Source organism: Clostridium puniceum, from assembly GCF_002006345.1.
Lineage (GTDB): Bacteria > Bacillota > Clostridia > Clostridiales > Clostridiaceae > Clostridium > Clostridium puniceum.
In genome coordinates this window covers 1-13085 of record NZ_LZZM01000211.1, presented here as the reverse complement: position 1 = coordinate 13085, position 13085 = coordinate 1, and the positions used below count along the sequence as shown (strand labels likewise).

Sequence of the window (13085 nt, the reverse complement as noted above, 5' to 3'; positions counted from 1 at the left end):
CAATATTCATAATTATATGCAGTGGCTTATCGTTGAATAGAAAAAGCTTCTGAATTTGTACCGAATTAGGATTCAAAAAGTGTTATGATAGTTATAAAGAAGTATATATTGCATACATAGCTACACATAATAATACGAATAAAGAAAATCTTCTGTTGTGTCTAAATAATGGAAAGGCTGTATTGTGTGAAAAGTTATTTAATATTAATGCAAAAGAAACAGAAGAAGTTATAAAATGTCTTAGAGAATGTAAATTAGAATGTAATGTTATAACTTTGGAGGAATAACTTTCAATAATTAAAATAATGGATGAATTAAGAAAACAATATGGAATTGTATTTTCTACGGAAAATATATCTTAGTTAATTAATACATAAATTTATAAATAACGAAAGGAATTAATGCATATGAACAATAAATTTAAAATAGTGTCTAATACATCTAAAAAAAGTAAAGCCGGTGATTTATACTTTACATTTTTTAATGGAAGTATACTAGCTAAAAAAGAGGGTAACACTATAAATATTCCTAATTTAGATGAAATTAAAGAGTTAAATATACAATATGAAAATGAATTTTTTCTAGGTAAAATAGGAACATACGCTTGTTTTGGTATAGAAGCATCTCTTAAATTTAATTTATCAGAGAACTATAAGTTAATACCATTATATGAATTTGGAGAATCAATAGATGAAGAAGTATTTTTAGCAGCAGGAAGAGCTAATCAAATATTAAATTGGGATAGAACTCATAGATTTTGCGGAAAATGTGGTTCTAAAACAGAAAATAAAAAGGACGAACTAGCTAAAGTTTGTCCAAGCTGTAATAACGTAATGTATCCAGTAATTTGTCCAGCAATAATAGTTGCAGTTACAAAGGGAGATAAGATACTTCTTGCCCATAATAGAGGATTTAAGAATAATAGGTATAGCTTAATTGCCGGTTTTGTTGAAGCAGGTGAAGATTTGAAAAGTACTGTGAAGAGAGAGGTATTTGAAGAAGTTGGAATAAAAATAAAAAACATTAAATTTCATATGAGCTCTCCGTGGTCATTCCCCAATTCATTAATGATTGGCTTTTTTGCTGAATATGAATCTGGTGAAATAAATGTTGATGGAAATGAAATAGTACATGCAGATTGGTTTACTAAAGAAAGTTTTCCGAATATTCCTCAAAAATTTACTCTTGCAAGAAAGATAATAGATGAGTTTATTGAGAGAAACAAGTAATCGAATTTTTATCCGCTATCATGTATGAATATTAGAACATTCAAGGAGTAGTTAAAATATGAGAAAATAAAATGAAGTAATAAAACATGTTTTATGTAATTTTGTTAGATTTTGTACATAAACTCGTATACCTGTACATAGGAATAAAATATGATTAGAATATTAATATCGGAAAGTGTGGCAAATGGTTCAAGAAATTCTTGCTAGAGAATATATATAATGAATTTATTTATATACAACTACAGATTATGAACAAATGTGGGAAGTACTCTTCAAATTAGGAAAATTCATAAGAAGAATAGGCACAGAAGTGGCTAAAAATTTAGGATATACTTATCCGATGCAAGAGAATGTTAATGTAACAGAATATATAAGAAAGATTAAAATTTATTCAAAGATGTAATAAAATTTGTATTTAATTAATCAGGAAATTTTAAAATTGAAGATTTAGTTTATTAAAGGTAATAAACACTAAAAAGTTTATTACTTTTATTTATGTAATAACTATCAAAGTTGCATAAATTTAAATCCAATATTTTATTATATCTGTGAAAATTTAATTTATATTTAATTTAAATAATTTGTATGATAAATTTATTAATATGATTATTAGCTTTAGGAGAAGTTGCAAAATAATATTTAATACTAGCAGATTATAAATTTATGACTTTTATTTACAACATTAGCAAATAAATCAATTTACTAAAGAGAGAAGTGATATAATATGAGATTAGATAAATTTTTAGCAGAAGCATATGTTGGAAGGAGGAAAGAAGTTAGGAATTATATAAAAGAAGGTATGGTTAAGGTAAATGGAGAGTTAATAATAGAACCGGCCTTAGAAATTAATGAAAGTTCAGATGTTATTGAGTATATTGGAACAGTAGTTGTTCATACTGGAAAAGTGTATTATATGTTTAATAAACCTGCTGGCTGCATTACTGCAAGAAAAGATGCAGTTAATAAAACGGTATTTGATTTCTTTGATGATGTTAATATGAATGGGGTGTTTCATGTTGGAAGATTAGACAAAGATACGGAAGGTTTGTTACTGTTTACTAACGATGGGGAATTTGAACATCAACTAATGTACCCCCAAAAGCACATTGAAAAAACTTATTATTTCTGGGCTTTAGGTACTTTAGATGAGGAAGATGAGAAAAAATTACAGGGAGGAATTTACATCAGTAAAGGAGAAATACTAACCAAACCTGCTAAAATAGAAGTACAAAAATGTGGTAGGTATAAAGATTTAAAAAATGAAATGGATATTAGAATTTTACAAAATATAGATTCAAACAATTTCAATCAGCCCGTTGTTTCTGGATATTTAACCATTTCAGAAGGGCGTAAGCATCAAGTTAAGCGTATGTTAAAGGCTGTTGGGTGTTATGTAGTATATTTAAAGAGAATTTCCATTGGAGGATTAATGTTAGATGAATCACTAAAAAAAGGTGAGTATCGCTTTTTAACAGAAGAAGAAATTCAAAAACTATTTGAAAAATAATGTTAAATTAAGTTAATTGGTAAATAAAGAATTATAATATTTTTATATTAGATATATTTCAATAAACAAACTATATAGTCTAGTAATTTATATATGCTTAATATAGAAAATTAATTAAAACTTATACATGATTAAGAATATTAAATTATAAAAGTAAAAAGTCATTAATTCATCTAACAAAATTAATGATCTTCTACTTTTTATAAAAATTAGTTATTTTTTAAATAGGTTTTAATCATAATATTAGATATTAATCTTACTATAGTTGATGATAACATTATACCAAAAGCTATAGCACCGCCAATTGCTAAGGTTAATATTCCCTTATTTAAAGCAATTGTAAAATCAGTTTGAACAACAGAAATTACAGTGCTATAGGCAGTTATACCAGGTACTAGAGGGAAAATTCCTGGAACATAAAACATTGATGCAGGAGTTTTTATTATTCTAGCCATAAATTCACTATAAATATTTACGGCAAACGCACCCAAAAACGAACTAATTATTTCACTATTTGTTAATGAAAGACTTAGGCTGTAAACAATCCATCCGATAGCACCAGCTAGTCCACACCAGATGATTTTTTTTCTATCAATATTAAATAATATAACAGGGAATACACTTCCTAAAAAAGATAAGATAGTCATTTTAATTATCATATAATTATATTCCTTTCAAGCCAATAAATAACGAAGTTCCTATTCCAACTCCTACAGCTGTAATAACAATCATTGCTTCACAAAATTTTGAAATTCCTGCTGAAAAATCTCCACAAAGAACATCTTTTATACCATTTGTTAATACAACTCCAGGAAGTAAAATCATTATCGCTCCTGTGATTACATTATGCTGATTAATTGTAGGAATTATAAGGTGAGAAAAAATACTTGCGCCTCCAATTAAAACTCCTGCCAAATAAAATTCTAAAAATTGAAAAAATCCAAGTTGTGAAATTTTCTCAAATAAAATGTATGTAATGAGACAAATTATACTAGATGCTATTCCATCTAGTATAGATCCATTAAAAAATAGTGTATAAATAAATCCAGTCATACAGGCTGCCAAAGTTCGTACGTTCATAGTGAAATTAGGAGCATCTTTTATTTTATCTAAATGTTTCTTGGCATCCTCATAAGAAAGTGGATTTGTTTGAAGATTTCTTGAAAAAGAATTAATAAGTTCTATTCTATATAAGTCTACATGTTTGTCCTTTACTTTTTTCATAGAAGTAGTTTTCTCGCCATGAGAATCTTCTATTAATAGCAAAATTCCATTCGACATGGCTATACATTCTCCAACCAAGTTGTAAGATGAACAAATTTTAGATACTGTTTCTTCTATACGGTAATTTTCAGCTCCATTAGCTAATAATATTTCTCCAGTAGTAAGAGCGATATCGATTACATTTTTAATTTCCATACAAATCTAGATCTCCTTTGCATTAGTTAATTTCTATTTGAAAATTTTTATCGAATAAATTTTAATTTGTATTAAAAACTTTTAATTATTTGGACCTAAAGCCCAAAAGCAACAGTCTAATTATAACATATAGATTAAAATAATGTAGAAATATTCTATCTTATACATTATTTTATTACTAATATATATACGACTGACTAAATATAAAGTTATATATAATATTATTTTATATATAATTAGTAATTACTAAAATATTAAACAATATATTGACATTTATATTATGATATGTTGATATAATTATATATTCATAATATTTTTTTAATAGAGTATACAGCAAAGTTAATGAATAAATAACTTTAAAAAAAGCTATTGAATTTAAATAATTATATAAGAGGTGGGATAATGTATAAAAGTATTGATTTAAGTGGTATCTGGAATTTTCAACTAGATGGAGAAAAGCAAGGTGCAAATGCACCATTTAGTGATACAATTACACTACCAGGAACAACTTCTTATTTTAAGAAGGGTAAGAGAAATGAAAATATTGAACTTAGTTTTTTAACAGAAGAATATAAATTTGCAGGTTATGCATGGTTTTCTAGAACTATTGATGTTTCAGAAGATGTCTCAGACAAGAATTGTTTTCTTTATTTAGAAAGAACACGTGTTACTACTATTTGGATAGATGGGGTAAAAGTAGGTACACAAAACAGTCTTTGTACACCACATATATATGATGTTACAAATTATTTATCAAGTGGTGAACATATAATTACTATACTTGTTGATAACACAAATTATCCTACAAAAGGTGGTCATTTGACATCTCCAGATACTCAAACAAACTGGAATGGTATTACTGGGAAAATTGAGTTGCAAGTATTTGATAAAGTGTATTTAAGTGATATTCAAGTCTATCCTAATGTTAAAAATAAATCTATCATAATAAAGTCAAAGGTTATTGGTGCAGACAATGGAGTTATTTCAATTTCAGCGACGAACTTTAATAGTAAAAATGAACATAAAGTGGAAGTAAAGAATTTTAATTTTACTTCAAATGATTTTTCTGTAACTTATTTATTAGGTGAAAGTGCTTTATTATGGAGTGAGCATGAACCAAATTTATATAAACTAAATTTAAATCTTATGATTAATAGTGTAACTGTTGATACAAATGAAATTACTTTTGGTTTGCGTGAATTTAAGACACAAGGTGATAAATTCACAATAAATGGTGTTAAAACTTTTCTTAGAGGAAAACATGATGGTTTGATTTTTCCCCTAACTGGATTTGCACCAACTACTGTTCACGAATGGTTAAAGGTTTTAAAAATTTCAAAAGACTATGGAATAAATCACTATCGCTTTCATACATGCTGTCCTCCAGAAGCAGCTTTTGCTGCAGCTGACATACTTGGTGTTTATATGCAGCCAGAACTACCATTTTGGGGAACTATTACAGAGGAAAATGATAAAAATCATAATCAAACTGAACAAGATTATTTAATTAAGGAAGGTTTTTCTATGTTAAAAACCTTTGGAAATCATCCATCATTTGTCATGATGTCTCTTGGGAATGAACTTTGGGGTAGTAAGGAAAGGTTAAATATTATTTTAAAAGATTATAAGACTTATGATAATCGTCATCTTTATACTCAAGGTTCAAATAATTTTCAATTTTGTCCTATAATTTTGGAAAATGATGATTTTTTCTCAGGTGTTAGATTTTCAAGAGAGCGTCTTTTTAGAGGATCTTATGCAATGTGTGATGCACCACTAGGACATGTTCAAACAGATATGCCAAGCACAATGAAGGACTATGATGAAAATATTTGTCCAACATCCTTGAAGGAGGAAAATTCAACATTAAATAATGATGTTACAATAGAAATTCAATTTGGTACCGAAGCGAAAACAGTTAAAGCTGATTATAGCGAGCAGCTGATTCCCAATGTTCCTGTAATTTCACATGAAATTGGGCAGTATGAAACATATCCCAATTTTAATGAAATAAAAAAATACACAGGTCCACTAAAGGCAAGAAATTTTGAAACTTTTAAAGAAAAACTTGAAGATAAAGGGCTAGGTGATCTAGCAGAGAAGTATTTTAAATGTTCAGGAAAGCTTGCAATGGATTGTTATAAAGCTGAATTAGAATCAGCATTTAGAACAAAAAAACTAGGAGGTTTTCAGCTTTTAGATCTACAGGATTTCAGTGGACAAGGAACAGCATTAGTAGGAGTTTTAGATGCATTCATGGATTCAAAAGGATTGATATCTCTAGAAGAATGGCGTAGTTTTTGTTCAGATTCCGTATTGATGGCAAGATTTAACAAATACAATTATGAAGCAGAAGAAAATTTTAATGCACATATTGAACTTTGCTATTACAAAAATACTCCATTAAATAGTTTTAAATTATTATGGGTATTAAAAGATAATAATACAATATATGAAAACGGAGAAATTTTTGTTTCAGAGGCTGACCAGGAGAATTATATTAATATAGGAAATATTAATATAAAAATGCCTAATTTAGAAGTGATGAAAAAGCTAACTTTATCATTAAAAATAGAAGGTATGGATATACAAAAAACTTATGATTTATGGTGTTATCCAATGAAAATTTCTATTGATAAAACAGGTTTAAATATATTTGATAAATTATCTGAAGAGGCAATTTCATTACTTGAAAAAGGCGAAAATGTGGTGCTGTTTCCAAAACTAAATACTCTAAAAAAATCTATTGAAGGTTTTTACTGTACGGACTTTTGGTGCTATCCAATGTTCCGTTCAATTTCTGAAAGTATGAAAAAGGAAATTCCTGTTGGTACAATGGGCTTATTTATTAATAATAATCATCCTATTTTTAAAAATTTTTCTTGTGAAGAATATTCAACATATCAATGGTGGAATATAGTTTCAAATTCACGTTCAATTATATTAGATAATACATTAAAAGATTTTAGACCAATTGTACAAACAATAGATAATTTTGAGCGAAACCATAAACTTGGATTAATGTTTGAATGTGAAGTTTTAAATGGAAATCTCTTAGTATGCGCCTGCGATTTTGAAAAAATCACTAATGAGATTGAAGTAAAGCAATTTTTATTTAGTATTTTAAATTATGTAAGAGGAGAAGAATTTAAACCAAGTTTAAAAATAAATATTTCAGAGTTGAAAAATATTTTATAATTCTTCTAAAAATATAATAGTGTATCTAATCTAAAAATTTACATGATTAGATGCCTTCCAATTTTGTGCTAATAAAATTTATTTGTATTACATTATCATACAAATGTTTATATACTTAAAACAGCATCAATTGTTATGAAAAAGTGGATTTAGAAAAGTGAAGTTATTATCGAAACATGAATTGTATTAAGGTGAATTAACAAATTGTTGGTTAATAGAGTGCAATGTTAAAAATACAGTAGCTGAAAATGTTATTTTAGAAAGTAGATGAAGAATTTGAAAGAATTAATTTTAGAAGTACCAAGTGTGGAAGAAGCAAAAATTATTTTAGATGAAGGAAGTAAATTAAATCCAGGATTATGGATAGATCATTCCTTCTATGCAGGACAAGCAGCCCAATTAATTGCTAGAGAAGATAGAGAATTAGATGAAAATATTGCCTTAGTATTGGGAATGTTACATGATATTTGGAAGAAGATATGGAGTAACAAGCATGAGACATAGTATAGATGGCTATAATTTTGCAACAGAAAAAGGCTATAATTTATTAGCACAGATTTGCATAACTCATTCTTTCACTTATAAGAATATTGATTCTGTATTTGGAAAATGGAATTGTTCGAAAGAGGAATTAAATTTTGTTAAAGAATATTTGAATAATATTGAGTTTTCAGCTTATGATAAATTAATTCAACTCTGCGATGCTATAGCGCTACCAACAGGATGCTGTTTAATGGAAAAAAGAATGTTAGATGTTGCTTTAAGGCATGGTGTTAATAAGTATACAGTAGAAAAATGGAAAGCAACCTTTGCAATACAAGAATATTTTGAAGAAAGAATCGGAAAATCAATTTATAGTGTTTTACCTAGTATTGTAGAAAATACTTTTGGGTTTTAGAATAAAAATGAAATGGTAAAATTTAAGTTCATAAAATATAATAGTAATTTTATAATATTAAATAAATGAGAACTTTATTAACTATACTAAGACGTATATAATTGTAATTTATATGTTTCGGGTATAGTTTTTATATTTATATGTAAGAACTTTTCACAGTGAAAAAATGTTCTTAATTACTATATTATGGTATAATAAAAGTTTCCAGTAAGTAAATTTATAAACAATTTTTATGAGAGGAGTGTATAATGAAGTTTTCTAAAAGTTCATTATAGGAATATTAATATGAATAAAAATTTGAATGAAGAGAAAAAAATACTAGTAGAAAAGAAAAAAATAATAACAGAAGAATTAAAGGAAAAGAAATCAAAGGTTCAAGAAGTCGAAAAGAAACTTAGACTTTTAAGTAAAGAATCAAAAGGCAGTTATAACGAAGAAAAGCAAGCCAATGAAAAAATATTTAATTATCTATCTCAAGACATTGAAAAATATGAAGAGTCATTAAATGAGCCTTATTTTGGTAGAGTAGATTTTAGAGAGCGAGCAAGATTTACAGAGAGTATATATATCGGGAAAAAAGGTATAAGTAATAGTAAGGATGGAGAGGAAATAGTTGTTGATTGGAGAGCCCCAGTTGCTGATCTTTACTATAGTGGAACTGGTGGAGATTCATATTATAAAGCTCCTGGAGGAATCGTTGAAGGAAAATTAGAATTAAAAAGAAAATTTCTATATAAGGATGGGGATATAGAACAGTTATTTGATGAAGGAATTAATGACATTATTATAAACGAGGGAGAGGGCAATAATTTAGTCGATGAATTTCTAAAAATAAACCTTGAAGAAACCAGGGGAAAAAAATTAAAGGAAGTTGTTGCTACAATTCAAAAAGAACAAAATGAAATAATAAGATGGCCTAAAAATTTACCTATAATCGTGCAAGGTTCAGCAGGCTCTGGGAAAACTACAATAGCATTACATAGATTGGCATATCTTATTTATATATATAAGGAAACTATGAGCGGGGATGAAATTTTAGTTTTGGCTCCTAATAAGTTATTTTTAAATTATATTTCAGATATTTTACCTAGTCTTGGAGCAGAAGAGGTAAATCAAAGTACCTTTGAAGAATTGGTATTATCAAAGTTAAAGTTGAAGGGTAAAATATATAATAAAGATGAAAAATTACTTGCGATAATAGAAGAAAAAGATGAAGAAAAGAAAAAATTAATAGTTAATTCTAGTAAGGTTAAAGGAACTTTATCATTTAAAATAATGCTTGATAGGTATGTTTCATTAGTTGAAAAAAGTATTCTTGATATAAAAGACATTAAGGTTGGTAACGAAATATTGTTTGGTAAAAATGAAATAAAGAGGTTGTATCTTAAAGATTTAAAATCATATCCTATAAATAAGAGGAAAAATGAGATAAAGAGGTATTTAAATCTAAAAATAAGAGAAAGTATCGAAAGTTTATTATTACAAATAGACAGAGAATGGGAAAAAGTAATAAGTGAAATTAGAAATAAATATAGTGATTCAGAGGAAAGAAGAAAATCTCTTATAAATTTATATGAAGAAAGAGATAAAATAAAAGACAATATAAAGAATAATAGTAAAAAAGAATTTAATGCTTACTTTAAAGAATGGAAAGAAGTAAGTTCAAAGGATATGTATTATAATTTTTATAATAGTGATTTATTTGAAATAGCTACTGATAACAAAATACCTAAAGTTTTATCACAATATATGAAGGATGAATTTAATAGTAATTATGAAAATAATATAATTGATGAAGATGACTTAGCAGCTCTTGCATACATTAGAGTTGTATTGGATGGAATAGATGAAAATGAAAAGTTTAAATATATTATAGTTGATGAGGCACAAGATTATAGCCCATTTCAAGTGTATTTGGTTAATAGCTTTGCTAAAGGAAATGCATTAACCTTAGTAGGAGACTTAGCTCAAGGGATTTATTATTATAAGGGATTAAAAACATGGGAAGATATAACAGAAAAAGTTTTTGACGGGAATGCAACATATGTTCAATTGACTCAAAGTTATAGATCTACTGTTGAAATAATTGATTTTGCGAAGAAGACATTAAATGCTCAAAATTTAGGACTTAAGGATGCTAAACCAGTTTTAAGACATGGCACAAAGCCTAAAATAATAAAAATTAAAACTGATGAAGAATATCACACTGTAATAGATGAAATTATAGCTAATGTAAAAATTAATGGAAAACGTAGTATAGCAATTATAACTAAGAATATTTTAGAAGCATCAAAAATCTATAAAATTCTAAAGAGCAAAAGTATGTACGGGTTTGAGTTAATAGAAGGTAAGGAAAAGGAATTAAAAGAGGATTTCATAGTAATTCCTTCTTATTTAACAAAAGGGTTAGAATTTGATTGTACTATTATACTGAATCCAAGTGAAGAAAATTATAAAGAAAATATTTTAGATCAAAGATTATTGTATGTTTCATTAACTAGAGCTTTGCATTTAGAATATATAATTGAAAAAGATAATATTTCAAAGCTGATTTAGTAAATCACAAAAGTTATATAGTAAATACTCAGATACTAAGAAATCAAGTTAATCTTGTAGATAAATTTAATAAAATAATTAATAATTTTAGTTTTAAATATATAAATAATTTAGGAGTATTCTATTGGGAACTTGAATTTTATAGTGAATAGAATAAATATTGCAAAGATGCATTTGATATTAAAGAAAAATCAATAGTAGCATTATATGCATTCCAATAATAAAACCATTATTAAACATAAATATATATTGAACTACTAATGTAAACTTTAGCATTCCAATATAAAAATTCAAGATAATTTATTTTGAATATATATGTTCTAAAAAAGGTTATTTACTTAACCATAATTATCATTTGTAAAATAATACTCATTTAAAATTTGTTCATGACTGAAAAAGTATATTTTACGACTATGTCATTTACAATCTTCCAATTCATATATAAACTATTGTCTAATATGATAGAAAAAGGACAAGCCAAAAATCAAAAATAAAGTTTATTAAAAGGGAGAAGAAATTTTATGACTATTTTTTCAAAAACAAAAAGTTTAATTTTATCGGCTTTAGTTGGAATACTTTTATCAACGTTAATGTGTGTCGATACATATGCTTCATCAAGAACACTAAGATATAATTCAGAAATAAAATATTTCGATTTCAAAAACAATGAATTCTCAGCACCAGCAAAAAGCAATTTTATAAGTTGGACAAACCAACATGTTATAAGTGTACATACACCACATCATAATGGTTATGATACAGTATATAAAGTTGGACAGCCTCAATATGTTGAAGGCAAATTTCAATATGGTGACTTTAGAAAAGATTTAGAAAAAGAATGGGTTTCTATATACGAATATTCTCTTGATAAAAGTCCATCAGCTTGGAAGAAAATAGGTAGAGCACTTACAGATTCAGATGGACGTATTAAATATAATGTTCCTGACAATATGAAATTAGAAGTGGGATTACATTTGATTAAAATGTATGTAGAAGGTGATGGTACAGAAGCTAATATGTATATACAGGTTTTAAATACTGATAAAAAGTATGTGATTTTTGATATGGATGGAACTCTTACTACTAGTGATTTTGAAAGTGTTAAAGAATATTCAGGTGAATTTTTCAATTCAAGTTATAAAGCTGAAATGTACAATAATGCTAATGATGTAGTGAAATATTATGTAGCTAAAGGATACGAGATTGTTTATTTAACAGCACGTCCTTATTGGTTAATAGAAGAAAGTCAAAACTGGTTGATTGAGAAAAAATTTCCACGAGGATTAATTCATACTAGTGAGGGGAGTGAATTATTACTTGGAGCATCAGCCGCTACATTTAAGGAAGAGTATTTAAAGCAATTAAAGGCTCAGGGAATACAATTCTGTTATGGATATGGAAATGCAAGTTCAGATGTTACAGCATATGTAAATGCAGGAATTGATAAAAAGAACATATTTACCATTGGAAAAGAGGCTGGTATATGTGGATCAACCGCTATAAATAATTATAGTGATCATCTAAAACAATTATTGTAAAATTTAAATAGATTAATTTGCTTATCATAATAAATACTATAAGTAAATAATCAAAAATTAAGTTTTAAGGTAATAGAATATTAAGATGTATATAAAGTGTAAATTAACATAAGAAAGATATAAATTTATATTAGTAGAAGCGAACTTACAATTAAGCCAGAGGAAATATTAAATAGACTATAATAAATATCGGATATAAGCATACATAATATACTTAATATCCGATATTTATTATAGTCTATTTAAATAAAACTCTGGCTTAATTTGATTTAAAAACAAAATATATTAAATTTATAATCTATTAGGGCGTGTCTGAGAACAATATTGCCTTATGCTATTTTGATAAAATAAAAATGGACGCAACATAAACAAAAGCAAGAAATGAAGACGCAAGCTTGTCATAGCGAGTTGAAACTCTGCGAAAATGCTTGATTTTATTAAAGAAGCATTCTACTAAATGGCGTTCTTTATATACCCACCAGTCACAATGCGATGGATTCTGCGCATTTGTTTTAGGTGGAATTGTATAGGAAGCTTCTTGTGAAGCAATATATTTATTAATTTCCTTTGTACCATATGCTTTATCACCTAAAATATTACTGCCTTTTATATAAATATTTGAAAGAACATCCACGGCAAGTGTGCTATCATGTAAATTACCAGAAGATAATTGAAAATAAACTGGATTGCCAAGACCATCAACAACTGTGTGGATTTTTGTTGTATGTCCGCCACGACTT

The 13085-nt window shown here is 26.9% G+C and carries 12 protein-coding genes; 9 read left to right on the top strand and 3 right to left on the bottom strand.

Annotated elements, in window-relative coordinates; all coding sequences use genetic code 11:
- Positions 1-53: 53 nt before the first annotated feature.
- The 4 genes from CLPUN_RS29740 to CLPUN_RS21695 all read left to right on the top strand — a co-directional run bounded on the left by CLPUN_RS29740 (position 54) and on the right by CLPUN_RS21695 (position 2736).
- Positions 54-287, top strand: a complete 234-nt coding sequence (locus tag CLPUN_RS29740) for a Gfo/Idh/MocA family oxidoreductase (protein WP_143329100.1) — start codon at positions 54-56, stop codon at positions 285-287.
- 120 nt (positions 288-407) lie between these two features.
- Positions 408-1229, top strand: coding sequence for an NAD(+) diphosphatase (gene nudC / locus CLPUN_RS21705; RefSeq protein ID WP_077849313.1), 822 nt, complete (start codon positions 408-410; stop codon positions 1227-1229).
- A gap of 223 nt (positions 1230-1452) precedes the next feature.
- Positions 1453-1632, top strand: coding sequence for an aminoglycoside 6-adenylyltransferase (locus tag CLPUN_RS29735; RefSeq protein WP_423237321.1), 180 nt, complete (start codon positions 1453-1455; stop codon positions 1630-1632).
- Between the two features lie 321 nt (positions 1633-1953).
- The gene (locus tag CLPUN_RS21695) at positions 1954-2736 is read left to right on the top strand and encodes a pseudouridine synthase (RefSeq protein ID WP_077849311.1); all 783 of its coding nucleotides are present in this window, start codon (positions 1954-1956) and stop codon (positions 2734-2736) included.
- Positions 2737-2945: 209 nt separating this feature from the next.
- Here CLPUN_RS21695 and CLPUN_RS21690 read toward each other — a convergent pair whose 3' ends face one another.
- Together CLPUN_RS21690 and CLPUN_RS21685 are read right to left on the bottom strand one after the other, a co-directional pair.
- The gene (locus CLPUN_RS21690; protein ID WP_077849310.1) at positions 2946-3395 is read right to left on the bottom strand and encodes a threonine/serine exporter family protein; all 450 of its coding nucleotides are present in this window, start codon (positions 3393-3395) and stop codon (positions 2946-2948) included.
- Positions 3396-3399: 4 nt separating this feature from the next.
- Positions 3400-4155: a threonine/serine exporter family protein gene (locus CLPUN_RS21685; RefSeq protein ID WP_077849309.1), complete on the bottom strand. Its 756-nt coding sequence runs from the start codon at positions 4153-4155 to the stop codon at positions 3400-3402.
- Positions 4156-4557: 402 nt separating this feature from the next.
- Here CLPUN_RS21685 and CLPUN_RS21680 point away from each other — a divergent pair, with 402 nt between their 5' ends.
- The 5 genes from CLPUN_RS21680 (at position 4558) to CLPUN_RS21665 (ending at position 12345) form a co-directional block, all read left to right on the top strand.
- A complete protein-coding gene (locus tag CLPUN_RS21680) occupies positions 4558-7353 on the top strand; it encodes a glycoside hydrolase family 2 protein (RefSeq protein WP_077849308.1) in 2796 nt (931 codons plus the stop codon).
- Between the two features lie 267 nt (positions 7354-7620).
- A complete protein-coding gene (locus tag CLPUN_RS29450) occupies positions 7621-7857 on the top strand; it encodes a hypothetical protein (RefSeq protein WP_341426299.1) in 237 nt (78 codons plus the stop codon).
- Complete coding sequence (locus CLPUN_RS29445; RefSeq protein WP_341426297.1) at positions 7847-8251, top strand: hypothetical protein; 405 nt, start codon at positions 7847-7849, stop codon at positions 8249-8251. The genes CLPUN_RS29450 and CLPUN_RS29445 overlap by 11 nt, the downstream gene beginning before the upstream one ends.
- Before the next feature lie 285 nt (positions 8252-8536).
- Positions 8537-10807: an RNA polymerase recycling motor HelD gene (gene helD, locus CLPUN_RS21670; RefSeq protein ID WP_077849307.1), complete on the top strand. Its 2271-nt coding sequence runs from the start codon at positions 8537-8539 to the stop codon at positions 10805-10807.
- Positions 10808-11328: 521 nt separating this feature from the next.
- Positions 11329-12345, top strand: coding sequence for an LNS2 domain-containing protein (locus CLPUN_RS21665; RefSeq protein ID WP_077849306.1), 1017 nt, complete (start codon positions 11329-11331; stop codon positions 12343-12345).
- A 334-nt stretch (positions 12346-12679) separates the two neighbouring features.
- Here the strand turns inward: CLPUN_RS21665 and CLPUN_RS21660 are convergent.
- The coding region (locus CLPUN_RS21660; protein WP_143329098.1) for an IS5 family transposase at positions 12680-13085 on the bottom strand (406 nt) is incomplete at its 5' end.